Source organism: Priestia sp. FSL H7-0729 (assembly GCF_038005685.1).
Classification (GTDB): domain Bacteria; phylum Bacillota; class Bacilli; order Paenibacillales; family Paenibacillaceae; genus Paenibacillus.
On sequence record NZ_JBBOTQ010000008.1, the window covers coordinates 40,245 to 64,490 of the forward strand.

A 24,246-nucleotide genomic window follows, 5' to 3' on the forward strand; every position below is an offset into this window, starting at 1 on the left:
ATTCTTCTGTGAAACTATTCTATAATGAAACTATATTGAAAAGCAAACCTTTTTTCCTGCTTTTTTTGATAAAAACGACAAAAAAACAGGACGTCCGACTCAGCTCATTGCCAAATCCAACATCCTGTAAAGTATATGCTCTATATATTTTATAAAGTAGTAGAATGCATCTGCATTACTCTTCGTCTGTATCTTCCTCTTTTTCAAGTACACAACGGAACCGCTCTACACCTGGATACCGTTCGCCCAGACTATATACGACAAATCCCGTATTCCGGTAGAACTCCAGGGCCTCCAGATCCGTCTCTGCAATCAAAGTATCAGGATTGTATTTTTCCAGCAGTTGTGAAATCATGCCCCGACCATAATTTTTGAAGCGGTTCTCCGGCAGAACAGCCATATGGTGGATGGTGATCTCACTGGAGCCAGTATGCTCATATCCAATCAGACCGATCAATTGCTCCTCTGCTTCGTATCCGGCCAGATATAGTTCGTCATTCTCTACATATTGTTTCAACGCACGTTTCAGGTGATCCGGGTCAGGAAAGACAGAGTAAGATAACAACTCCTGCACTACCGGCTCTTCTATGCGTGATTTCAAATTAATTAACACCTTTATTCCTCCTATACCTTGCTTGTTTCCGCTATCGTATTGTAGTCGTTAACCCCTCAAAGTTCAAGTCGTATAACCATTTAGCTCCGATTGAAGGATTGTCGGGAGGTTATCCGTTGCGTTAATCTGCGCCAGTTGATAGGCACCCAGCAATGCGCCCCCAACTGCTTGCAAGTTACTGGTTATGTACTGAATTTTTTTCCCTTCGGACCGATAAGCAGCATCCAGCCCTTTCTGAACAGCCCCCACCATATATGGTGAACTCAGACAGCTTCCAGTCATCGCCAAGGATACGGTTGGCTGATCAAAACAGCATGCCAGCAGAAGGATACCGACAACAGCCGTATCAGCAGCAGAGTCACATACTCTAACCGCAAGGGGAATATTCCGGGCTGCAGCTTCGGTCACCAGAGGTGCCATTTGACCAAACCTCCGATTGATAGCCTGCTGATTATCAGCAAAACCGGAAACTCCCAGTGCAGCAAGCTCCCGAATAGAGTTTACATGCCAGTACGTTAAAACCTGCTCAATCCATTCTTGATCCTGCAACTCATAACGTCCCGCGAGAATGGAATGCACCGTGTCATAAGCCAAAAACCTTGCTGCTGTCGGCGCATAATGACCGAACTGATCGTTACGGAGCCAAGCGCCCTGTTCCGTTCTGCCAAGGATCAGGGAGCCTGTACCTCCAATGGCAACAATGCCTGGCTCGCCATCGAAGGCGGCTGTATGTGCAATATGTGTATCATTCACTGCACTGATTCTGCCTGTAATCCCGGTTCGGGCAATTAAAGCTTCCGCCCAAAGCGTATCTTCAGGCTTATTCAGACCGGCCATCCCTGCCTGTATAGAGCCGATCTGATCTGGCTTGAGTCCAGCCTGTGCTATGGCCTCAGCAATACCTTCCAACACATTTTGCTCCGCATGGATGTCATGATAACGATTGCAACCTCCCTTTTGCACATAGGATAAAAGCCTTCCATGCTGATCAGCGACAGCCACACGGGTGTGGCTCCCTCCTCCATCCATCCCAATCATGTATGTATTCATCCTTGACTATCTCCTCCCCGTTAAACAATAAAGTGCCGGGCATTATCAGGACCCGGCAGATCATTTATTGCTTTTGCACAGCAAAACGAAGCAGTTCACAACGAAATTGTGTCGGCTCATCATACTTTTCCTCTTCAATCGTCTGTGTGACATGTTCCTGAAGCAGAATATTCCAGCCTTTGTAAGCCTTCTCCAGTATAGCAATCGCTTCGGCTGTTGGCAGGTTCAGCTCAATTAACGGCTCAATCTCACGGCCTGAATTCATTTCTTTTTCTTCCACATTGGTACTCATCGTAATACAATGAATGCCACCTGTTCGAGTTCCTGCTTGCAATCGCTCTAACGCTTCCATGAAAGCTTGCTTATTTGATACATGTTCAAGACATGAACAAGCAGCTATATAGTCAAAATAATCCTGCTCAATTGCATAATGTTCAACATCTGCTTTTACAGCCTTCACGAGATGATCAACCTGATATTCTTTTGCATACTTGCGAAGTCCATCTATCGCCTCGTCCAGCAAATCCACACCGATGACTTCACTGTTCGTTTGTGCAAGAGCCTGTGCAATCGGTATCGTGTGCCTTCCTACTCCGCATCCCAGATCAAGGACACGCAGTTCCTGCTTGTGAGCAAGTAGACGTTCCAGCATATCCATAACCATAGGCATGGGCCTAGACATCCAGGTTCCTGAGGCAAATAATTCATTATTCTGATAGAAGTTGGAATGATAACCTGCCTCTGCTTTTCGTGCAGCCTCAAATTGTTCATTTCCCATCAAGACACCTCCATAGTTTTAGAAGTTAAACGTCAGAGTCCCGGTACCGGCGAATAGTATGATAGAAAAAATGATCATGATGACCAATCCAGCCGTTACGAGCAGTTTCCCCGTATCCCTCTTGTATGAACTGTCGTTAAATAACATGATCCCACCAATGGAAATAGCCACCGGAGCGAGAAAAAGTGTAATCAGTACAAGCAACGTGATAGAATAACGATCCAATACCGATTCTTCATATTCGGTCATATAAGGTTGTTCAGGCAATGCCGTTTTGGTGGCAACCAGATTACCACATGATTTACACTTAAATTCATCTTCTGCCATTCCTTCATGGCAGTAAGAGCACTTCCTTTGCGTGCGTGCCATCATCCGCCTCCTTCCACATCTGTCCTATCAATGAATACTCACAAGACAATATGAGCATCAATTGATTACGAATTCCGGATGCGACAGATTCATGTTCAAAAAGGATTCCAGTGCCGCCTCATATCCGGTGCGATCCACTTGAAACGCTGTGCCATGACCCGCGCGGGGGACAGTCAGCAATTCCTTTTCGGTTGGACAAGCTTCATACAATCTGTACACCATTTCGGTGGGTACAAACGTATCAGCCTCACCGTGGATGAACAGCACAGGAACGTTGACTTTGGCAAGTTGATTGAGAGCCGAAGCCTCTTTGAAGGAATACCCTGCTTTCCACCGGGAGATCAGACTCGTGACAGGTATAAACGGAAATGCTGGAAGCTTGTATAATTGCTTTAACTGGAACGTCAGTTCTTCTTCCACGGATGTATACGCACAATCAGACACAATCGCTTTAACCTGAGTCGGCAAGACCTCACCACCTGTCATCAGTACGGTTGCTCCTCCCATGGATATGCCGTGCAATATGATTTCTCCAGTTGTACCCACTTTTTCAAGCACCCAGTTGGTCCACTGGACATAATCCTTCCGATCTAACCAGCCAAAACCAATGATATCACCTTCGCTCTGGCCATGGCCCCGATCATCCGGCATTAACACGTTATACCCATGTTTTTCCGCATAGAATCGGGCAAAACCAGCCATTTCTCTACCTTTGCCAGAATAGCCATGTGCCAGAATCACTGTCTGATCTGACCCGTTATTGGAACTAAGCCATGTACCGTGCAGTTTTAATCCATCATGCGATAGAAGAGATACCTCTTCTATCGGCTGAGCATCCAGCCACTTCAGGTCAGAAGCACTGCTGATGATTTCATTGTCCGGTTCAGGCATCAGATTCGGATTATCCACCAAAAACGTTTTGGGCGTCCGGCGAATGGCGGTTTTGAAAAAATAAAGTCCACCTGTCCAAATAAGAGCAAGAACGATCAGTATCAGTGCTGCAAGTACATAGAATAACATGAACGGGTCCAACCCTCTTTCCTTATTAAGATATGTTCAATCTTTACTTACTCGTTGCAGTGACGCACATGCTGCTTGATAGGCAGGTAACAAAGCATCCAGCAAAGGTTCTGCTTTCCGTGGTTGACCTTCCTTAGCAAACTGCTCTATCTGGGCAAACAAAGATGACAAATAACGAATCCCCAGACTCAAACTTCCTGATTTCAGATCATGAGCTACCTCGGTTGCAGCAACATGGTCGCCAGACACAATATGTCTGCGCAGCAACTCAATCTTGCCAGGTGTTTCGGTACGATACATGTCCAACAACATACCGAGGAGTGTACGATCGCCATCGGTGTTTAGTTCCGCAATCTCATGCACGATGCTCATATTGAGAACCTCTGTCGTTTCAGAGGATTGCTGCCACTTCTGGATCATCTTACTCAACATTTCCAGCGTAAAGGGTTTGCCAATAAAGTCATTCATCCCGGCTTCCATACACTTGTCTTTCTCAACCTGCATAACATTCCCTGTCATTGCAATGATTGGTGTGGTATGGCGCATTTCATCCATTTCGATCGAGCGGATTTTGCGTGCAGCCTCCAAACCGTCCATCACTGGCATCATATAGTCCATGAGAATCAAACTGTATTCTTTGCTGAGAAAAGCAGCAACTGCCTCTTCCCCATTCACAACAGCATCCACTTGGGTTATTCCCAATTTTTTGAGCTGCAACATAACAAGCTGTCGGTTGATGACATTATCATCGGCTAACAATACAGATACCGAAGGGGCTTGATCATGAAAAGCCTGTCCCTGATGCTCTTGAGTGGAAGCAGCAGACCGATTAACGGCCTGGTTAACTTGTTTCTTGCCAAGTGTAAGTTCGAACCAGAATGTTGATCCTTCACCCTCCTGACTCTCTACTCCAATCTCACCTTCCATTAGCATAACGAGTGACCTGCAGATGGATAATCCAAGCCCTGTCCCTTCATACTCTCTCGAGCGTCCTCGTTCAGTCTGCACATATGGTTGAAATAATTGGGTCTGATCTTCTTCAGAAATGCCAATCCCTGTATCTTCAACTTCAAACCGAATAATTTGTTTGCTCTCATTATCCTGAATAAGGTTGACTCGTATCTGTACAATGCCTTCTGTTGTGAATTTGTTCGCATTCTGAATTAGATTGATCAGTATCTGCGTAATCCTCGTTGTATCCCCTTCAAGAAGAGTAGAAATTCTGGGGTCACAGTCTACCGATAACTTATTTCCGTTCTTTCTGACTTGGGGTTCGAGCAAACGAACAATAGAGCTTATCGTCTCTTGCAGATTCACTTCTCCCAATTCAAGGCGCATCTGACCGGCCTCAAGTTTGGACAGATCCAGAAGATCCTGAATCAGCTTAAGCAGTAGTTTGGCAGCATCCTGTATCACGGAAACGGAATTCTCCTGTTCTTCAGACAAGGGAGACAGCTTAAGCATCTCAGCCATCCCCAATATGCCATTTAATGGCGTACGAAAATCATGACTGATGCCTGCAATAAATGCGCTTTTGGATTCACCTGCATCTACTGCTTGCTGACGTGCACTTTCAAGACTGTTATTGTTCTTCGCAAGCAGACGTTGTAGTGTCACCAGTTCATTATTCATCTCCGAGAATTCCGCAAGTGTCCGTTCCTCTTGCTCTTTGCTTCGGATCATCTGATCCGATAACTGCTCAATCGTTCTGCGTAGCCTCTGTATCTCTCCGCTCTCATTAGACATCACATCATCCCTCTCCTAATCCCTAACCATATCCAGATCCAGATGATTGCATGTAGCTGGCTGAGCCAATAATTGTTCTGCAACCGCAACTGCCTCATCGGCTCCCGGAGCATAACCGTCGGCTCCTATCGTTTTCCACAAATCCTGATCAATATTAAAAGGATATCCCCCGACCATAATCTTCACATGTGCCGTTGCCGGATGATGACGAATCAGTTGAATCAATTCTTTGGCCAGATGAAGGTGATACGTCATCGTAACTGAAATCGCAACAACATCCCCCTGATGGCGCTCTATAGCCTCGACTACACTTCCATTAGGAACATTGGCTCCCAGATAGTGCGTATCCCAGCCTTCCATCTCGAACACATCTGTGAGCATACGCAGTCCGATCTCATGTTGTTCACTGCCTACACAGGTGGCAACCAACCTTTTACCCTGACCTGTATGAATCAACCAGCGAGAATAGAGACGTGATATGAATGACTGGGTCGCTGCCGTACAAAAATGTTCTTGCCCCACACTGATTCGATGGCATTGCCACAATCGCCCAACTTCATATTGGGTAGGCTGAAAAATATATCGATAAATATCACGAATCGTCACCCCAGCTTCTAACTGGGCTTCAATGATCTCGAATGCTTCTTTCCGTTTATTCTCAAGCAAACACTGCAAGTATGATTGCGCGGCATCTCCATATGGCATGGATTCGTTGATGTATCCCGCATGGGACTCCAATTGTGTTGTTCTATATATTCCCATATCCAGATAATCGAGCAGAAGCGCCTTTGACGGATGGTCAAATTCTTCTTCCAATGTCTCTTTGATCAGATTGAGATTAATCGCCAGGTCTTCTTGCGATACCTTATAACCTTCAAGTAGAACTTTCAGCCAAGCAATATAATGAGTAAATAGGCCTGGACTCTGTACGAGCGCACTTTCTGCCAAATAGTTCAAGCTATACTGAGAATCCTGTTTGGTTCGCATTTTTCCGTTCTCACCAAATCGCTCAAGTAAATCGGGCTGTCTGAGATACTGTTTCTCCGTTATTTTGTCAGCTAAGTTCCCCGATTCCTGGAGTAAACGTTCCCCTGCTTCTTGATGACTCATAGATGCACCCCTCCTCTATCCGCATCACATCTCCATCATCATTCGTGACGAATCCAGAATGAGATCGATGTTAGCTAACTTACAATCGGGATAGGTTCTTCTACTTGTTCCAATCCATCCGTTCCGTTCTTAAAAGTTCTGTTCCATTATACATGAATTCCTGATGATCATGTGTTTAACGCCATGCATGTATAGAACAATCTTCCTATATTATGGAGGGCCTTGCAAGTAAGTCAGCCAGTATACCTGTACTATAGGGTTCCACAAAAAAACTGACCTGCGTTATGAACGCAAGTCAGTTTTCCCTTCTGCCGCCAGTCCCAGCTTCTTCAACATCCGAATCGCATCCACTTTCTCCGCAGGATCAAGTCCTTCCAAAGCATCAATGATGACCTGATGGTGTTGAGGAAATATTTGTGTGAACAATTCTCTTCCTTCATCGGTTAACTCCGCGTAAATGACACGCCGATCTTCCTTGGATGGTCGACGAAACAGCAGATTTTTATTTTGCAACTTATCTACAACATACGTAATATTACCACTGGACATTAGCACTTTTTCACCAATCTTTTGCAATGCCTGCGGTCCTTTATGATATAACAAATCAAGCACACCAAATTCTGTCGTATTCAGTCCGTGACTCTGAATGTCCCGGTTGGAACGTGAGGTCACAGAATTGTAGGCCCGAACAAGAACCACGAATAATTGTAAAGACAGTTCCCGGTTGTCCTCCGTGTTCAGCATTTCAATAATCCTCCATCAGTTGTTTACATTTCGGCTCGTATGGGAGGCCAGCTTCTGCTCCCACTCCTCACGAAGCATCCCCATACGAATTGAATCATAGTACTCCCCACGAACGATACGACACTTCCGCATTCGCCCCTCCACCTGTAATCCGGCTTTTTCAGCCGCACGCATCATTCGTTCATTGCCGGACCATGTGGTTAGTCCCACCCGAACCAATGGCAGATGTTCAAACAAATAAGTTGACCACATGACAAGTGAACGTGTGCCGACCCCGTGTCCCCACTGGGCAGATCTGTATATTACAATCCCCATTTCCAGCCACATGGATAACTCATCTTCTATATAATAGCTGATCGTGCCCACGATCTGTCTGTCGGATTCAATGATACGGATCGATACCGGTTTGGAATCACTTGGATCAACGCTCATACGTTTGAGCATACCTCGTTCGAAACTTTCATAACTTTCATGTTTAAGTGGGTAATAAGGTGCATCCCATTGCTTCCATTCAGGTACGTCATCACTGTATATCAGTTCATAGAGTTCATGCAGATCCTTTTTCTCCACACACCGGAGAACAAGTTCACCATCCACGATGGGTAGTTCTTTCATACGATGCAACGCACCCTCTCTCATATTAAGAACGATGAAGCTCTTCGATACTACCGTCCGCATGGGCAAGAATGACCGTGCTAGCCATATCCACAAATAGTCCGTTATCAACAACACCTGGTAACATGTTCAATTGAACATTCAGATTCGCGGCATGATCAATCGCTTCCAAATGGCAATCTGCTATCAGGTTTCCGTTGTCTGTCAGATAACGTTGCTGTCCATCCATCCGCCACTGTGGTTGACACCCCAATTTTTCGAGCGCTTGGAAAGTCCATTCAGATGCAAATGGAACAACCTCCACTGGAAGCGGGAATTTCCCCAACTTTTGCACGGATTTGCTGCCATCCGCTACAATAATCAGTTTGTCACTATTAGCCGCCACAATTTTCTCACGCAAAAGAGCCCCGCCTCCTCCTTTAATCAGGTTAAATTGGGGATCTACTTCATCAGCACCATCAATGGTCAGGTCCAGACGTCCAATCTGGTCGAATGGGACGATAGGAATTCCCCATTCACGGGCAAGCTTGTCCGAAGCCTCTGAAGTGGCAACCGCCTGAATGTTCAATCCTTCACGTACCCGCTCACCGATTCGGCAGATCGCATAATAAGCGGTTGAACCTGTACCCAATCCAACCTTCATTCCATCTTCAACATATTCTGCCGCACGCTCTGCTGCTATCTGTTTAAGATTCATCTATAAACCCCCGCTGCTCATAATTTGAGAATTGCATATGTAGTTATTATAGATAAAACCGCTTCCGATGTATATCCGTGCCTTCTGTTGCATCTTTGACATCTAATTTTTGTTTTGTTGAAGGATGTATTTTTACCCACCATGTTATAGAATACAGAATGAAGCTAAAAAATGGGAAATTTTAAAATAAACAGTTCTAAATACCTATAAACCATCTGATATGTCCATAAATACGTAAAATATTAAAAAATATTTAACAATACTATTCAATTTAACGACATTTTATACGACATATTAATTATAGATGTGTTTTAATAATTAGACACCTATGGTTCATACGGTACATAAGTCTCTACGAAAGCGACTGATAAACCAAGACCATGGTCGCATAAATTTCCTTTGGAGGGGATCACGGAATGATCTAGTTCACTGTACCAAAGCAACCCTAAAGTTTCTTAATTTAAAGAAGATCAGGAGTGGAATTAAGTGAAATCATTAAGTTGGAAAAGCATGTCGTTTTTCTCCAAAAATCTGCTACTCTCATTTACCAATATCATTATCATTGGGGTAGCACTAATCGCAAGCAGTTACTATTTCCAGAAAACAGTTCTTGTTGATCAACTGCATGGACAGGTGGAACAAATCACTAAAAAATGGGCTGAAGATATCAATTCTGCTGATGTACAAGCTGCTATTGCGGAAGGTAGCTACGATGGAGCATCACAAACGAAATTACGAGCGTATTTCGATGAAATGCAAGAATATTATCCTAACATTGCACAAGCCTACATCTTCGGTGTTGAACTCGGTGGCGATAACAAGAGATTAACTTCCCTTGTAGCGATGCCGACTAACCTAAGAGAGGCTTTTCAAAGTGAGAACGTAAATATCGGTGACATGTATGAGCAGCCAGTCGTTGTAGCCAATGCACTGAAAGAAATGCTTAATACGGATCGCCCAACATTCACAACATTCTACTCCGATGATTTCGGAACTTGGACAACCATTGCATATCCAATCAAAGACAGCAACGGTAAGATTTTCTCCTATTTTGCCGTCGATGCGGATGCATCAGCCGTACCTGCAGGACTTAACTCCTTGCTCAAAAACGGAATTATCATCCTTGTGGCCTTCTTGCTGTTATTCCTGATTATCCAATACCTTGTGGTTAAAAACACACTGTCCCCTATCCGTCACTTGATCAAAGGGATTGATGACGTTAGTCGGGGTAATTTGAATGTCAACATTCCGACTGGCAAGGACGATCTGGGACTCGTGAATGAGAAGTTCAACACGATGGTTCGTAAAATTAACGATACGATCGTAAAAGTGCAAATCACATCACAAGAAGTGAATCAATCTGCTAAAGAGCTCTATGAAGTTTCCGAACGAAATAGTGAGAATGCAGATTCTATCAATAGCAATGTGACTCAAATCACTTCAAATATTCGTTCACAAGAACAGGCAACCCGGGATAGTGCACGTGCCATGGCCGAGATGGCTACCGTAATCCAGACGATTGCCAGCAGCTCTGCAAGTGTGGCAGATGAAGCCTATGAAATGGAACGTCGTTCACAGCAAGGTAACAGCGTTGTCCGTCAGGTATCTGAACAGATGAATCTGATTACGGAATCGGTGAAGAACACCGCTTCTGCCATTGAAGTTCTGGAGAGTCGTTCACAGGAAATCGGCGATATCCTCAATATCATCTCGGGAATTTCCAGCCAGACGAACTTGCTTGCCCTTAATGCATCCATTGAAGCAGCACGTGTCGGTGAAGAAGGAAGAGGATTTGCAGTTGTCGCAGGTGAAGTGCGCAAACTTGCCGAGCAATCTGAACAAGCGACTAGCCAGGTTGGCGTATTGATTCAAGAGATCCAGGCTGGAATTAAACAAGCTGTACGTGCTATGGAACAAGGTACGTCAGAAGTAGATACAGGGCTCAGCGTAGCTGACCAAACAGGACAATTATTCGAAGATATTTTGGAAGCAGCTAAAAAAGTATCTAATCAGATTCAGGAAGTATCGAGCGCAACAGAAGAAATCTCTGCGGGTACGGAGGAGATGACTGCTACAGCAGATGACTTGTCTTCAAGCGTGAGTAAGACAGCAAACAGCAGTGAACAAATTTCCTCATCGGTTGATGAACAAAAAGCATCGTTGATTACACTGGTAGACTCGTCCACACGTCTTAACAGCATGTCTGAGGAATTGACAGAACTGATCTCTCATTTCAATGTAAGCAAACAATAATTCAAATCTAGAAACATTCGGTTTGAACCAAGGAGGAATAACTGAAGTGATTGAAAACCAACCATCATCTTCCCATTCCATGGAATCTAGTTTGCCGGTTATGCAGATTCCACTGGATTTTGGGCGACGTCAACAATCATTCTCTTATCAGTCTGCTCAAGTTACACTACAGGCTTCTCTAAGTCGTGATCTTAAACAGAAGTTTGGAGAACAGATGGTGTACCCGGTACTCCTCTCAGCTTATGCAGCCTTGTTATTCCGATTGTCAGCTGAACAGGAACTTGCCATAGGTATACTCGCACCCGATCAGGCAGCTTCTTATCTTTCATTACAGATTCAGGGACAATTGGCTTTCAGCCAACTATGTGATCAGGTTTCAGAGCAGCTCAAGATTGACTACATGCTGCAAACCGGCGGATACCCTGAAACCTTCTTTATGCTGAATAGCGTACAGTTGCCTCAAGCACCTCAAGTATTAAATTGGAACGTTCGAGATGATCAGAACATGCTCATCCTCGATCTGTTCTATGACAGTTCACTGTTGAAAGAGTCTACCGTGCTGAGATATGCAGAATATTATCAGACTATTCTACTTGCCCTTGTGCGTGACAGTGAGAAAGCAATCGGTTCGGTAGATATTCTATCCGCCTCAGATCGATTGCTTTACCGTGAAATGAATGATACTTACGTTCTCGAACCAGAGCATCAGACGGTTCACGGCTGGTTTGAAGCAACGGCAGCGGCCTATCCGAATTCACCGGCGATAACATCGCCATCCAAAAGTTATACGTACCGAGAATTGAATGAACGAGCGAATCAAGTGGCACGTGTTCTGTTATCCAATGGGTTGCAAAAAGGTGAATTCGTCAGTATCTTTATGGATCGCAGTCTGGAGACGATCATCTCCCTGCTCGGTATTCTGAAGGCAGGTGGTGCATATGTTCCAATTGATCCTGAGCATCCAGAAGAACGTAACAGTTATATTGTGGAAGATACAGCGTCCTCATTCGTGCTGACAACGGAAGCTTCTTTTGCCCAGGCTTCCAGCTTGTTCTCCAGTATAACTACGGTCCGTCAGATTCTCGCTGTGGATGGTCGCCTAGCCGGATTTGCAGCAAGCAACCCTAATCTGAATATTCAGCCAGATGACCTTGCTTACATTATCTATACTTCAGGGTCAACAGGTAAGCCGAAAGGTGCACTGATTGCCCATCGGGGTGTAACTAATCTTGGCAGTGTGGTTCAGCGTGATTGTGACATTCAACCAGGCGATGTATTAACCCAATTTGCTACATACAGCTTCGATGCATCCGTGTGGGATACGATTGGCGCCTTGTTCTATGGAGCAGAATTATATCTGTTGTCTGCGGAAGAACGTGTATCTGTTGAAGAATTCGCAAGTGCAATTGAACGGACAGGAACAACCATCATCACGATACTGCCTACCATTTTCTTCAATCAGCTTGCTTCCTATTTGTCTGATGAAGGTTTCCACAAGCTGGCCAAAGTCAGAATTATTACCGTAGCCGGAGAAGCGCTCTACGGTGAACAGGTTCGTGCCTTCCAGCGGAAATTCGGAAACCAGATTGATATTGTTAATGTGTACGGACCTACCGAATGTACCGTAGCCACAGCCACTCACCGCATTAGTAAGCAGGTTCCCGAAGATGTGGTGAACATCCCTATCGGTAAACCGATTCATAACTACAAAGTATACATTGTAAATGAAGAGCATCAGCTCTGTCCCGTAGGTGTTCCTGGTGAGGTATATATTTCTACCCCGGCACTGGCCAAAGGTTATCTGAACCAGCCAGAACGTACAGAGCAAGCATTCATTGAGAATCCGTTTGCGATAGGTGAGAAAATCTACAAGTCTGGCGATATTGCCAAATTGCTGGATACAGGGCTATTGGAATATGTCGGTCGCAGTGACTCGCAGCTAAAAATTCGTGGTCACCGCATTGAGATCGGAGAGATTGAAGATCACTTTGCACGGCTTGATCAGATCCAGAACGTTGCGGTTATTCCTAAGAAAGAATCGGATGGACAGAATATGCTGGTTGGGTATTTTACATCGAAAGATGGCAGCACCCTTTCTGTTCCCGACATCAAGGCAGCACTAACCGAGAAACTCCCTTCTTATTTTGTACCGAAGTGGATCTGTCAGCTGGATGAAATGCCGATTGCACCGACTGGAAAAATCAATCGCAAAGCGATGGTATCCATGCCGCATGTGGAACGACATGAAGATCGCCCAGACCGGGTCATGCCGGAGACGGAGACAGAATCCATTATCCTGGACGCATGGAAAGAAATCCTTCAACACGATGACTTTGGTGTCGAAGACAGCTTCTTCAACATCGGTGGTGATTCACTCCGGGTCATTCATGTACTGGTTATTCTGAAGCCGCATTACCCGCAGCTGAAAATTGCCGACTTCTTTGCCGAGAAAACAGTCCGTGCTCTCGCTCGTCGCGTGGAAGAACTGTCTCAAAGTTCAGCAGAAGTGACCCATTCGGCGGTGACGGGTGGCATGATCACCCAATTATCCGAACACCCTGTGGAACTAACGTCCCAGTTAGGGTATCCAGTCATTCGTGAACCTGAACATGTGTTACTGACCGGAGCAACCGGTTATCTGGGCTCTCATGTGCTGCAACAGTTAATTCTGAATTCCAGCACTCGAATCTATACTCTGGTTCGTCGCCCGACCAATGGAATAACTGCGATGGAACGTTTGACTAACGTGCTGGAAGGATATTTCGGCAAACAACTGACTGACCAACTGGCTGCGCGCGTGGAGATTATTGAAGGCGATCTCGAACAACCTCATCTGGGTCTGTCCGCAGAACAAACGGCTTATGTTCAGGAACGAATTGACCGTGTCATCCACTGTGCTGCAGACGTAAGACATTTCGGGGATGCCGAACAGTTCTCCAAAACGAATGTGGAAGGAACAGTCGCATTGCTGGATCTGATTCGCAGCAAACCTGGAGCCTCCTTCCACCATGTGTCCACGATGGGTATTCCGGAAGATCTCGCACTCAGCGGACAATGGGAATCCTCCCTGCAATATGATCGGTTCCCGGCTGACTTGCATGTGGACAACCTGTATTCGGACAGTAAGCTTGAAGCCGAGAAAGTGCTCATGATTGCCGCAGAAGATGGTGTACCCGTCAGCATCTATCGTGCAGGTAATCTGACTTGCCACTCTGATACTGGACGTTTCCAGTCCAATATTGACAGCAATGCCTTCTATCGCATGATCAAAGCGATGTTATTGCTTGGCAAGGCTCCTGCGGCTGATTGGATGGTTGATTTTACACCGATCAACTATGCAAGTGAAGCGATTGTTCACCTGGCCTTGCGTCAGGATACAGCCGGTCGTGTATTCCACATCTGTAATCCGGAGCCAATCCGCTATGATGAGCTGATTCGTTCTGTGAATCGGGCTGGTTACAATGTCGAAACACTTCCTTTTGCAGATTACACCCGTTGGTTGTTCGATGCCAGCATCATCAAGGAGCCGGAAGCTCTTCAGTTGGCTATTGCACAGCTTGAAGGCGACGGGGCGAAGGATTCAGCTTATGTCTATGCTTGCCCTGTCACAACGGCTTATGTAGAACCTGCCGGAATCTCATGTGCGAAAACAGATGATCGATTCATCTCCGCCATGTTAGACTATGCTGTTCAGATTGGGTACTTCCCCGCAGCAATTCGGCCACATTATGGCACTTCTACAGCAATGGAGTGAGTTCACTTTATTAAAGAAGCCACCTTCTCGTCAGTCCATGACGATGAAAGTGGCTTCTTTGTTTTGCCTTTAATCCGGATCATTCTATTAGATCCATCGAATGATGGCAATGATGGCGAGATGAGCTGGATAGAAATAGCGCCAGACCCAACGCGGCCCCTTCATACGGAACCCTGCTTGGTAATACTGGGCAATAGCAATGCCGGCGGTTGCCATTACACTATACATTTGCACAGAGCTGTTATGTAGCAGAAGATACAGTGCATTTAACACAACATGTGCCACGACAAGTACAGGCCCCTGGAAATAACGGAATAACAGAACTAATAACAACCCGTACATCCCGTAATCCATTTGACTAATTTCCATAAACCAACCTGCTCCAATCACAATGGGAATACCCAGTAAGCGGGATGGCAATTTATCAATAACGAATAGTACCAGCAGGGCTGACCACAATGTCCATACCACGTTCAGAGAATAATGGTTAAACGCAGCCATGAACGGCACCTGTGAGATTATCGCAATCCAGAACAGACGCCATATGTATTTTTGTACATCTCGTGTATGTTTGTAACCAATATACACTGCAAACGCGTAGATTGGAAAAGCGATACGACCTATGATTCTTAGTTCTATAATATGTGGAAAAAAGACAGCCCCTATATGATCAATTAACATTGTGATCATGGCAATCCACTGCATCATGTTGCGACTCCCCTCCCTCTTTCCCGAATACACAAGTCTGCCATTCATATATATTAGTGCGTCTTTTGGAGCAACCTCTTATACATTAAGTTCATAATACATGAATTTGGTATCCTGTGCATATCCTTCGGACTCATACAAAGCTTGCGCTTGCGTGTTACTTAACTCAGTCGAGAGTGATATCCGAAGAACGCCATGCTCAGATGCCAATCGCTTGGCTGCTTGCAGCAGCTTCCTTGCAATACCTTGCTGACGATAATCAGGATGCACATATAGATCATTAAGTACCCAGATCGGCCCCATTGATACCGAGCTATAATTGGGATACAACTGAACGAATCCCGTACATTTCTGTCCTTTCGAGATTGGCCTACCGTTGCTTTCATCTGACCCATAATCTCTTTCCACATCGGTTTCTGCTACCAAAATCACCGATTCATGGCGTTCCATTCGTTCTTTAATATACTGACGTGCTGCCTGAATGTCAGCATTTTGGTTATAGAACATCCTGTACTCATTGAATAATCCTCCCACTTCATCACAATCAGGAAGACCCGCTTGTCTAATTCGGTGATGCACCCCACTCAACTCCTCTAGGATCGAGACCAGCGTCTCATCGTTTGTGTATCTTTTCATTGTAAAACAACCCTTTCCTTTTCCCCATTCATCATCTGCATCAAAGTTTGTAGTATCTTGGGCAATTCTCTGGCGATATCAAACATTCACACTTTGGAGTATATTTCAGTCGAAGCGTTGCACACTATAGTATCGCTCATAACTGACAGAGACTGGACTATTCATTCATATAGGAGGAAGAAACTTATGAAAGAAAACATTCTTCTACAAGTGCAATCACGCCTGATCGGTGTGGCAGACATGATCTACCAACCGCTTCAGATTGGTCCTTTACATTGTACCTTGCTCTATATCCAATCCATTGTCGATACACAGATTATGAGAGAAGCCATTGTGAAACCTTTGCTTGATGAGGTCGCACGGAACGAAGTGGGTCCCGATTTTATTACGCAAGTCGTAAGTGGAACTTTTTTTTCACTCGAAAGCCAGCACAGAGATTCAGCTGATACGTTGGTAGATGATATCGTAATCGGTAATGCAGCACTCCATGTCGAAGGCATGTCTGGCATGATCATTTTTTCAATCCAGAATTATCAGAAGCGCTCCGTACCTGAATCAACAAATGAAGTCGTCGTCGTTGGCCCACAGGAAGCGTTTATCGAAGATATTAATGTAAATATGTCTCTATTGCGACACAAAATTAAACATCCGGATTTCAAAATGATCAAATTCACCATCGGCAAATATACCAAAACCGAAGTGTTTGTCATTTATATTCAAGGTTTATGCAAACCTGACATTTTGGAGAATGTATTAACCAGTCTGGGTGAGATTGATATGGATAGCAGCCTTGGCGTCAGTTATCTGTCAGAATTTCTGGAAGATCACCCGCTCTCTCCTTTTCCACAGTATCAATATACCGAAAGACCTGATACTGTTGCCGCAGCACTGGTAGAAGGACGTATTGGAATCATGCAGGACGGAACCCCCTTTTCCCTGCTCATTCCCGTCACATTCTTCTCATTGATGCAATCTTCCGAAGACTATTACCAGCGGTTCCATTCCGCTTCATTTATACGAATGATCCGTTTGCTGTTTGCAGTTATTGCTTTCCTGTTGCCTTCTGTATATGTAGCAGTCACTACATTTCATCCCGAGATTATTCCCACCAATCTGCTCATTACCATTGCATCCGCAAGAGAGAATATTCCTTTTCCGGCATTAATTGAAGCCCTCATCATGGAAATTACCTTTGAAGGATTACGGGAAGCTGGCATACGGATTCCCAAGCCACTTGGACAGACGGTTTCTATTATTGGCGGTATTGTCATTGGACAAGCAGCTGTACAGGCAGGTATTGTCTCTGCTCCATTGGTTATTGTTGTATCTATTACAGGAATTGCAGCCTTTATAATCCCGCATTTCGAGTTGGGATTGGCCTTCCGGCTGCTCCGCTTTCCGGTACTGCTGATGGGTGGAACACTGGGCCTGTTCGGTGTTGTCATTTCAATCTACCTGTTGTACTGGTATATGGTCAGCATGCGTTCATTTGGTGTTCCATACATGCAGCCTTTTGCCCCACTCATACTGCGTGATTTTAAGGATACGTTTATTCGGGTGCCCTGGTTCATGATGAAAAAACGAACCAAAGCCTATACGACCGATAATGACAGGAGGCAGGATACACCATGATATTTCAAAGGCCTCCTCTACATCTTGCAATCATTTTAATCTGCTGTCTGTTATGCACCGGGTGTTGGTCCAAAGTTGAGATTAACGAGCGAACCTTCATAACCGCCATGTACGTGGATAAAGCGGCCACTCCAGGAGAAATCGAAGTTACACTGAGCATGCCGCTCCCCAATCGTCTTTCTCCCGAAGGGGGCGGATCAGGTAAGGAGCCCTATGCAGCCGTTTCCGCAACAGCACCAACGATTGCAGACGCCATAGAGAGAATCCAGACAGACCTTACCCGTAAAATCTCCTGGGGACATACGCGTGTGATTGTGTTTGGACAAGCCTACGCACGAGAAGGAATTGAAGATACGATGGAATGGATCGCACGCCAGCCCTTGTTCCACCTGAGCAGCTACGTAATGGTTACTAGTGGCAGAGCCAAGGATATTTCTGATCTGACTCCTGTATTTGAGGAAACACCGAGTGATGTACTACGGGAGTTTTCCACAGAGGAAAATCTCTTAAAAACCCAGATGTTAAGCATATTTACAGCAGATAAAATGAATCAGGGATACGCCACATCAATGTTAGGCAGCAAAAAAACAGCCATGGTCAGTGAAGAAGGCGAATCCAAAAAGTGGGTCAGTCAGATCGGCGGAACCATATTCAGACAGATGCACATGGTTGGCACACTCTCAGCCGATGAGGCACGTGCCGTTGCGTGGGCAGGGGAGAATCTGGATTCAATGACCATCTCCGTTAGAACCAAAAAACAAAAAGCAAGCATGACATTGTACAACATGCATTCTGATATTCAAGCAAAACTTCAGAATGGTGAACCACATTTCATCATTAACTTGACGGGCAAAGCCGAGTTGAACTCGGTCATTCCAGTTCTCAAGGCCAAAGACATTGTCGGTACAAAGGACATTGAACAAGCCGCTAACGAAAAATTAAATGCTCATCTTACCCGTGCCCTGCAAACCGCAAAACAACAAGGTGCCGATATACTCAGGCTCGGATACCGACTGGAATGGAGACACCCGCAGGTATGGAAGAAGCTCCGGCCCACATGGGTCAACTATGTAAAAAACGATCTGCAATTTACCGTCAACACGAATATCAACATTCAATTTGTCGGCTCGGAGTCAAGCTTCTAGCTTGCACGGGAATGGCTTTTACCAAGGAGGTTACATACGTGATAGCCGTTATCGTATTTGCGGGACTGTATCTACTGGATTGGTCATCTGTAAAAACAAGCAAAAAAGCAATCCGACGTACCTATTTCATCCTGCTTGGTCTATTCCTCGTATGGAATACGCTCGCAGTAAGCTGGTCAGCGTGGCCTAATCCCAATGATGTAATTCAATGGGCTTTTGGCTGGGCTGATCCCATGATTCATAAGGAAGGGGATTAACCATGAACCATCTGACTGCGGGACAGGCTTACCGCTTCATGTTTGTTTACCTATATTCCGAACCTGTTGCCTTCCTACTGCAACGTTTGTTCAAAATGAGTGGCTATCAGGGATGGTTGTCCACCATCGGCGGTTTTTTAATTAGTCTGATATTTCTGTTCTTTACATACCGTTTGGGTTCCATTAACCCTGACAAAGCCTGGCTCTCCTATGGAGAGGATATTGTGGGCAAGGTTGTGCATCGCTTTTATATCGGATTAATTGTACTGTTATGTATCTACTTGTTATCGATTGATGTGGAAAATTTCATTGTCTTCCTGCAATCGATGTATCTGCCACAAACTCCGATTTGGTTAACATCCACCCTTACTCTACTGTGCATCTGCCTGACTGCGCGTTCAGGATTGGTTACCATTGTATTTATGGCAGAAGGTATTTTTCTGGTGCAGCTGTTTACGTCCACCTTACTTATTCCAGCGGTTGGGGGCGGGGGCAATCCAGGAATATTGCTTGCAATGGCTACCCATCATGATCTGGGGGAGATCGTGATGGGATCTCTATCTACCATGCCATGGTTCTCTGAATGGATGTTCTTCCTTTTCCTCGCACCGGTCATTGCTTTCAGGCGTCCTATGTTGAAAAGCATGTTATTCGCCGGTAGCACCGTTGTTGTATTTATCATTATATTCTGGATGTTCACTCTGATGAATTTTGGCCCTTATGTTGCCGCAGGTCTCCGCTACCCTTTGCTTGAGATGGTCCGTTTTGCCCGATACGGAGACTTTCTGGATAATCTGGACCCTGTTCTGATTGCGATATGGTCAACAACGATGTTCACTCGCAGCTCATTTCTGTTGTACGTAGCTTCCGTCTGTCTTTCCAAATTGAGTGGGGTTAGGCAACAAAAATCTGTTGTGTATCTGATTGGGGGAACGGCTGCAGCCATTGTGCTTCAATATGCCAAAGATGCTGCGTCGTACGAGCTAGCCATTCGTTCGTACGCAATTCCACTTTACACTGTTCTTATTGAATCCATGCCCATTCTGTACGTTCTGGTATACTGGCTACGTAATGGCAAAAATAAAAAGGCGACCAAAGCATCAGGTGCTCCGTCGCCATCCTAGGGATTCAGTTTGATTCAGCGTTCTGTTGTTGCTGAGCAGGATCAGCATCAGGGAAAATGACGCCTTTCTTCAGAATCAGATTGGCATATTGTGCACGCTCACCAGTAGCAACAATCGCATAGGCATTCGAAGCACGTTTATAAAAATCAAATCGCTCTTCATGATCCAAAGCATCCGTGATGCCTTCGTATTCTTCAATTAAACGACGGTAGTCTTCCCATATGATCGGTACCACCTGATCCCCTTTGACAACCTGCATGACAGCAGCAGGACGCTCAGCGTAGGTATCCAGTGGATATAATTGCAGGATGGCCTCCAATAGTTCGACGACTCCCAGTGCATCACAGCGTACCAGTCGCTTGGCATGACTCGCTGCCGGAAAATTGCCATCAGCCAGTACCAGCTCGTCCCCATGCCCCATTTCAGACATGATTTTGAGCAACTCTGGAGGAATGATTGCGGGAATATTCTTCAGCATACACAGCTCTCCTTGATCTTCTCCAACATCGGTTAGAGCGAATTGGTTTTCTCCATTCTTCAAAAGCAATCTGAATTTCATTTCATAGAAGCGTTTTCATTTCTATTCTACCAGTATTTTTTAATCATTGTACAGCGTACATGTTGTTCCAGATAAGATATTTCATTTTGACAATATTACTTGTTTAACATATAGTTGTTATAACAACTAATTAATTGAGACATTTTATTATGGAAGCGAGGATTCACAATTATATGGACTACACCCTGGAACAATCTGTCGGATTCATGCTGGGTTTCACACACCGTAAAGCAGTCGCTTTACTTGCGACGCGATTCAAACCTTATGATATTACGACAGAGCAATTTTCTGTTCTCTTTAATGTTGACCGCGGTGAAGGTGTGAATCAGAAGGAGCTCGCTGCACGGGTCTTCAAAGACCAACCCACCACTGCCCGGATTATTGATCTGCTTGAGAAAAAAGGCTGGGTAGAACGCCGGACCAGCGAACAGGATCGCAGAGCCTATCTGTTATATCTCACCACGGAAGGCAAAGCGTTAATTGATATCCTCGTTCCGATTGAAAGAGAAATGAATAAAGAACTTGCTGAAGGTATATCCGAAGACCAGATGGAAGCATTTAAACATACTCTTTCCCTCATTAACCGCAACTTGTAATGAATCACAACTCAGGGGGAATACATCATCATGAAAGAACAATCTACACAACAAGTTAGACTATGGACTACCGATTTTATACTGCTGATGCTGTGCAACTTCTTGTTGTTCTTGCAACTGCACATGATTGTCTCTCCACTTCCGTCCTACGTTCAGGAGCGATTTCACGCCAATGCGTTTGAAGTAAGTTTGTTCACCTGTCTGTTTGCACTAAGTGCCATAGCAGCCCGTCTCTACTCCGCTAAAGCGTTGGAGAAGGGTCTTCGTAACGCCATGATCTATATAGGTCTGTCCGTAGCCCTGCTGGCAACACTCGGCTATTATTTTGCTGCGGGTATAGCTTTGCTCTTGTTGCTGAGAATGTTGTTTGGTATCGGGTTTGGTATGAGCAGTACCGCTTTTCCAACGATGGCCTCGGATATTGTGCCTGTCAAACGAATGGGTGAAGGTATGGGTTACTTTGGTCTATCGACTAGCCTGGCTATGTCTATGGGGCCAATCATTGGGGTCACTCTGCTCCAGGGTGCAGGTTTTGTAACCCTGATGTTATGTACCGCGGGTGTCCTCGCTGTGATCTATCCACTGAGTTATTCACTGACACGCAAAAAAGCAGTCAGAACCGATAACAGTACAACCATCATGCCACAAGCCACAACAAGTGCTTCAGGGGCCAACCCGAAACAGAAGACACCTTTCAACCGCAAGCTGATTCTGCCCAGTGTGCTGAATTGCCTATTATCCATCACCTATGGTGGGCTTGTCGGATTTATCGTCTTGTATGGCAAGGAAGCCAATCTGGCCAATCCTGCGCTGTTCTTTTTGTTCAATGCACTCGCGGTGTTATTGGTTAGACCATTTGCAGGGCGGATCTATGACAATAAAGGTCCAAAAGCACTGCTCATTCCAGGGGCAATATTCGTTGCTGTCGGCCTCATCCTGCTCTCGTACGCAACCTCCATGTCCCTTCTGTTCATTGCTGCCTTTATCTACGGAATCGGTTATGGTTCCATGCAGTCATCTCTTCAGACCTGGATGATTCAAGTTGTATCTCCTACTCAACGGGGTATGGCTAATGGTATGTTTTTGAACTCGCTGGATCTGGGGATTGCGACCGGTGCCCTTCTTCTTGGCGCTATTGCTGCCATAACCAGTTATACCGATATGTATCGATATTCCGTGATGTTTATGATTCTGTTCTTGCTTATATATCTGATCCAGGGAAAACGAAGCGGCAGCTTCTCCATTGAACCTCATGCTCTGCTCGCTCATACTCATATCACCGCAACGGAACCACCTCAAGGTCAATCCAGGAATTCAGAATCTGGAGCCGGCAACACCGAAACTAGCCAGTCGAATAAAAGCAAACACGAATGATGGGTTAAAATCATTCTGAACATAAAAACGCGTTTACACTAAGAAAGCCAATTCATCCGCTTTCTTAGACGTAAACGCGTTTTTTTATAGGAATAGCTCTCAATATTAATCAAACTTAAGACAGCATGGGAATGCACCTGTCATATTGTACCGTCTATCTAAAATGGACTTTTCTTGCGTCCTATGGAAGCATACCCTCTACTCGTCTCGATCACATCCATATGTGTTTCATCCTCTTTCTGTCCGCTTCCTGAAGTAGGCTGATCTCCCTTATCCGGCTTAACTGCAAATAATGTCAGCAATCCGCCTACTGCGCCAGACGCGGCGAGCACACCAAAAAGCAAAAAATGTTGTGAACCAATCAGCAAAGAAACAACAGGCGGCCCAAGCGATACACCGATGAATCGCATGCTACTGAACAAAGACGTGATTGTGCCTCGCTGCTTCTTGTCCACACCTTCAGTAATTAGGGCATCCAGACATGGTAAGGTTGCACCTATTCCGGCACTTCCCAGTGTGAAAAGACCCACCACAACGTAGATATTATCGAAAATTCCAATAACACCCAGCGAAACGGTTACAAGAATAAGTCCTGCGAACCCAAGCCATTTCATACGAGGCTTAATCTTTCCGATCCATTTTCCTGAGAAAAAAGAAAACAGACACAGTGCCGCTAGCGGAATGGCGAGCACGAGACCTTTTACGATCCCTTCCATGAAAAACTCGCTCTCCAACGTCTCAGATAAATAATAAAGCACACCAAACAGAATAAACATACAGATTCCGCCGATCGCAAACAAGGCGTACAACCATCGTCCTTTTACTTTGAGTACATCCCGAATGGAAGCTACAAATTCCTTAAAGGTGGGTGGCTTTTCTTTTTTCTTGGGTGTTTTTACCAGGAAAATAACCAGAATCAGCGAAAGAACACATAGAACCGGAATCGCCATAAATGGTAAATACCACAACCAAACAGCCAGTGCTGCCCCCAGAATCGGACTTAACACTTTACCAAACGTATTTGAGGTTTCAATGATTCCCAGACTTTTGCTCACCTGATCTTCATCATTGAACATGTCTCCAACCAAAGGAATGACAATAGGGAATGCGCCAGCGGCTCCAACCCCCTGCAGTAACCTGCCACCTAAAATGCTCCAGTAGGCTATATTTCCGTTCAGCATCCATGCAGCAACACCAGCAACAGCTCCCCCGACGGCTGCAATGATGAGGCTGGGAATAATGATTGCTTTTCTCCCAAAACGATCAGACAGATATCCTGCGAGTGGAATAAGCAGGATGGCAACTACAGCGTAGACTGTAATAAGCATACTGACCTTGAATGCAGAAACCTTCAATTCACGTTCAATCTGTGGCAAGATCGGTATCAGCATGGAGTTACCCAAGGTCATAATTAAAGGGATGGAAGCAAGTGCGACGAGGTCCCACTTTTTATCATTCATACCACA

At 45.2% G+C, this 24,246-nt stretch carries 22 protein-coding genes; 8 read left to right on the forward strand and 14 right to left on the reverse strand.

Annotated features, from left to right (window positions below):
• Window positions 1-175 precede the first annotated feature (175 nt).
• The 10 genes from MHH93_RS18245 to rpiA form a co-directional block, all read right to left on the reverse strand.
• Complete coding sequence (locus MHH93_RS18245) at window positions 176-613, reverse strand: GNAT family N-acetyltransferase (RefSeq protein ID WP_500055163.1); 438 nt, start codon at window positions 611-613, stop codon at window positions 176-178.
• A gap of 63 nt (window positions 614-676) precedes the next feature.
• Window positions 677-1,663 (reverse strand): BadF/BadG/BcrA/BcrD ATPase family protein, encoded by a 987-nt coding sequence (locus MHH93_RS18250; protein WP_500055164.1) that lies wholly within the window; start codon window positions 1,661-1,663, stop codon window positions 677-679.
• A 64-nt stretch (window positions 1,664-1,727) separates the two neighbouring features.
• Complete coding sequence (locus MHH93_RS18255) at window positions 1,728-2,441, reverse strand: class I SAM-dependent methyltransferase (RefSeq protein WP_500055165.1); 714 nt, start codon at window positions 2,439-2,441, stop codon at window positions 1,728-1,730.
• Window positions 2,442-2,459: 18 nt separating this feature from the next.
• Window positions 2,460-2,813, reverse strand: coding sequence for a hypothetical protein (locus MHH93_RS18260; protein ID WP_500055166.1), 354 nt, complete (start codon window positions 2,811-2,813; stop codon window positions 2,460-2,462).
• 54 nt (window positions 2,814-2,867) lie between these two features.
• The gene (locus tag MHH93_RS18265; RefSeq protein WP_500055167.1) at window positions 2,868-3,830 is read right to left on the reverse strand and encodes an alpha/beta hydrolase; all 963 of its coding nucleotides are present in this window, start codon (window positions 3,828-3,830) and stop codon (window positions 2,868-2,870) included.
• A 36-nt stretch (window positions 3,831-3,866) separates the two neighbouring features.
• The gene (locus tag MHH93_RS18270) at window positions 3,867-5,576 is read right to left on the reverse strand and encodes an ATP-binding protein (RefSeq protein ID WP_500055341.1); all 1,710 of its coding nucleotides are present in this window, start codon (window positions 5,574-5,576) and stop codon (window positions 3,867-3,869) included.
• A gap of 15 nt (window positions 5,577-5,591) precedes the next feature.
• Window positions 5,592-6,686, reverse strand: coding sequence for a cobalamin B12-binding domain-containing protein (locus tag MHH93_RS18275; protein WP_500055168.1), 1,095 nt, complete (start codon window positions 6,684-6,686; stop codon window positions 5,592-5,594).
• A 282-nt stretch (window positions 6,687-6,968) separates the two neighbouring features.
• The gene (locus MHH93_RS18280; protein ID WP_253433574.1) at window positions 6,969-7,430 is read right to left on the reverse strand and encodes a MarR family winged helix-turn-helix transcriptional regulator; all 462 of its coding nucleotides are present in this window, start codon (window positions 7,428-7,430) and stop codon (window positions 6,969-6,971) included.
• A gap of 15 nt (window positions 7,431-7,445) precedes the next feature.
• Window positions 7,446-8,045 (reverse strand): GNAT family N-acetyltransferase, encoded by a 600-nt coding sequence (locus MHH93_RS18285; protein WP_500055169.1) that lies wholly within the window; start codon window positions 8,043-8,045, stop codon window positions 7,446-7,448.
• A gap of 25 nt (window positions 8,046-8,070) precedes the next feature.
• On the reverse strand, window positions 8,071-8,742 hold the full coding sequence (rpiA, locus tag MHH93_RS18290; protein WP_500055170.1) for a ribose-5-phosphate isomerase RpiA: 672 nt from the start codon (window positions 8,740-8,742) through the stop codon (window positions 8,071-8,073).
• A gap of 510 nt (window positions 8,743-9,252) precedes the next feature.
• On the opposite strand from rpiA, the gene MHH93_RS18295 reads away from it, so the two are divergent.
• Together MHH93_RS18295 and MHH93_RS18300 are read left to right on the forward strand one after the other, a co-directional pair.
• On the forward strand, window positions 9,253-10,995 hold the full coding sequence (locus tag MHH93_RS18295) for a methyl-accepting chemotaxis protein (protein ID WP_500055342.1): 1,743 nt from the start codon (window positions 9,253-9,255) through the stop codon (window positions 10,993-10,995).
• A 79-nt stretch (window positions 10,996-11,074) separates the two neighbouring features.
• The gene (locus MHH93_RS18300) at window positions 11,075-14,749 is read left to right on the forward strand and encodes a non-ribosomal peptide synthetase family protein (RefSeq protein ID WP_500055343.1); all 3,675 of its coding nucleotides are present in this window, start codon (window positions 11,075-11,077) and stop codon (window positions 14,747-14,749) included.
• Window positions 14,750-14,836: 87 nt separating this feature from the next.
• Here MHH93_RS18300 and MHH93_RS18305 read toward each other — a convergent pair whose 3' ends face one another.
• Window positions 14,837-15,457 (reverse strand): TraX family protein, encoded by a 621-nt coding sequence (locus MHH93_RS18305; RefSeq protein WP_500055172.1) that lies wholly within the window; start codon window positions 15,455-15,457, stop codon window positions 14,837-14,839.
• Between the two features lie 78 nt (window positions 15,458-15,535).
• Entirely contained in the window at window positions 15,536-16,093 is a 558-nt protein-coding gene (locus MHH93_RS18310; RefSeq protein WP_500055173.1) for a GNAT family N-acetyltransferase, read from the reverse strand.
• Between the two features lie 186 nt (window positions 16,094-16,279).
• On the opposite strand from MHH93_RS18310, the gene MHH93_RS18315 reads away from it, so the two are divergent.
• Genes MHH93_RS18315 through MHH93_RS18330 form a run of 4 tightly spaced genes read left to right on the forward strand, consistent with a single transcriptional unit; the run spans window position 16,280 to window position 20,251 of the window.
• Complete coding sequence (locus MHH93_RS18315; RefSeq protein ID WP_500055174.1) at window positions 16,280-17,725, forward strand: spore germination protein; 1,446 nt, start codon at window positions 16,280-16,282, stop codon at window positions 17,723-17,725.
• Window positions 17,722-18,870, forward strand: coding sequence for a Ger(x)C family spore germination protein (locus tag MHH93_RS18320; protein WP_500055175.1), 1,149 nt, complete (start codon window positions 17,722-17,724; stop codon window positions 18,868-18,870). Before MHH93_RS18315 ends, MHH93_RS18320 begins: the two co-directional genes overlap by 4 nt.
• Before the next feature lie 38 nt (window positions 18,871-18,908).
• The gene (locus MHH93_RS18325; RefSeq protein ID WP_500055176.1) at window positions 18,909-19,127 is read left to right on the forward strand and encodes a hypothetical protein; all 219 of its coding nucleotides are present in this window, start codon (window positions 18,909-18,911) and stop codon (window positions 19,125-19,127) included.
• Between the two features lie 2 nt (window positions 19,128-19,129).
• On the forward strand, window positions 19,130-20,251 hold the full coding sequence (locus tag MHH93_RS18330) for a GerAB/ArcD/ProY family transporter (RefSeq protein ID WP_500055177.1): 1,122 nt from the start codon (window positions 19,130-19,132) through the stop codon (window positions 20,249-20,251).
• A gap of 4 nt (window positions 20,252-20,255) precedes the next feature.
• On the opposite strand, the gene MHH93_RS18335 is transcribed toward MHH93_RS18330, so the two are convergent.
• Entirely contained in the window at window positions 20,256-20,729 is a 474-nt protein-coding gene (locus MHH93_RS18335; protein ID WP_500055178.1) for an RbsD/FucU family protein, read from the reverse strand.
• 230 nt (window positions 20,730-20,959) lie between these two features.
• Here MHH93_RS18335 and MHH93_RS18340 point away from each other — a divergent pair, with 230 nt between their 5' ends.
• Window positions 20,960-21,406, forward strand: coding sequence for a MarR family winged helix-turn-helix transcriptional regulator (locus tag MHH93_RS18340; protein WP_500055179.1), 447 nt, complete (start codon window positions 20,960-20,962; stop codon window positions 21,404-21,406).
• 30 nt (window positions 21,407-21,436) lie between these two features.
• A complete protein-coding gene (locus tag MHH93_RS18345; RefSeq protein WP_500055180.1) occupies window positions 21,437-22,780 on the forward strand; it encodes an MFS transporter in 1,344 nt (447 codons plus the stop codon).
• A gap of 158 nt (window positions 22,781-22,938) precedes the next feature.
• Here MHH93_RS18345 and bcbE read toward each other — a convergent pair whose 3' ends face one another.
• Window positions 22,939-24,240, reverse strand: coding sequence for a bacillibactin exporter BcbE (gene bcbE / locus MHH93_RS18350; protein WP_500055181.1), 1,302 nt, complete (start codon window positions 24,238-24,240; stop codon window positions 22,939-22,941).
• Between the last annotated feature and the right edge of the window lie 6 nt (window positions 24,241-24,246).

Bases quoted from the DNA above. Each gene is read 5' to 3' on its own strand.
- MHH93_RS18310 (WP_500055173.1), bottom strand. From the start codon at position 16,093: ATGAAAAGATACACAAACGATGAGACGCTGGTCTCGATCCTAGAGGAG.
- MHH93_RS18265 (WP_500055167.1), bottom strand. From the start codon at position 3,830: ATGTTATTCTATGTACTTGCAGCACTGATACTGATCGTTCTTGCTCTT.
- MHH93_RS18260 (WP_500055166.1), bottom strand. From the start codon at position 2,813: ATGATGGCACGCACGCAAAGGAAGTGCTCTTACTGCCATGAAGGAATG.
- MHH93_RS18320 (WP_500055175.1), top strand. From the start codon at position 17,722: ATGATATTTCAAAGGCCTCCTCTACATCTTGCAATCATTTTAATCTGC.
- MHH93_RS18250 (WP_500055164.1), bottom strand. From the start codon at position 1,663: ATGAATACATACATGATTGGGATGGATGGAGGAGGGAGCCACACCCGT.
- MHH93_RS18275 (WP_500055168.1), bottom strand. From the start codon at position 6,686: ATGAGTCATCAAGAAGCAGGGGAACGTTTACTCCAGGAATCGGGGAAC.
- MHH93_RS18345 (WP_500055180.1), top strand. From the start codon at position 21,437: ATGAAAGAACAATCTACACAACAAGTTAGACTATGGACTACCGATTTT.
- MHH93_RS18305 (WP_500055172.1), bottom strand. From the start codon at position 15,457: ATGATGCAGTGGATTGCCATGATCACAATGTTAATTGATCATATAGGG.
- MHH93_RS18330 (WP_500055177.1), top strand. From the start codon at position 19,130: ATGAACCATCTGACTGCGGGACAGGCTTACCGCTTCATGTTTGTTTAC.
- MHH93_RS18280 (WP_253433574.1), bottom strand. From the start codon at position 7,430: ATGCTGAACACGGAGGACAACCGGGAACTGTCTTTACAATTATTCGTG.
- MHH93_RS18270 (WP_500055341.1), bottom strand. From the start codon at position 5,576: ATGTCTAATGAGAGCGGAGAGATACAGAGGCTACGCAGAACGATTGAG.
- MHH93_RS18295 (WP_500055342.1), top strand. From the start codon at position 9,253: ATGTCGTTTTTCTCCAAAAATCTGCTACTCTCATTTACCAATATCATT.
- bcbE (WP_500055181.1), bottom strand. From the start codon at position 24,240: ATGAATGATAAAAAGTGGGACCTCGTCGCACTTGCTTCCATCCCTTTA.
- rpiA (WP_500055170.1), bottom strand. From the start codon at position 8,742: ATGAATCTTAAACAGATAGCAGCAGAGCGTGCGGCAGAATATGTTGAA.
- MHH93_RS18335 (WP_500055178.1), bottom strand. From the start codon at position 20,729: ATGCTGAAGAATATTCCCGCAATCATTCCTCCAGAGTTGCTCAAAATC.
- MHH93_RS18315 (WP_500055174.1), top strand. From the start codon at position 16,280: ATGAAAGAAAACATTCTTCTACAAGTGCAATCACGCCTGATCGGTGTG.
- MHH93_RS18340 (WP_500055179.1), top strand. From the start codon at position 20,960: ATGGAAGCGAGGATTCACAATTATATGGACTACACCCTGGAACAATCT.
- MHH93_RS18285 (WP_500055169.1), bottom strand. From the start codon at position 8,045: ATGAAAGAACTACCCATCGTGGATGGTGAACTTGTTCTCCGGTGTGTG.
- MHH93_RS18255 (WP_500055165.1), bottom strand. From the start codon at position 2,441: ATGGGAAATGAACAATTTGAGGCTGCACGAAAAGCAGAGGCAGGTTAT.
- MHH93_RS18300 (WP_500055343.1), top strand. From the start codon at position 11,075: ATGGAATCTAGTTTGCCGGTTATGCAGATTCCACTGGATTTTGGGCGA.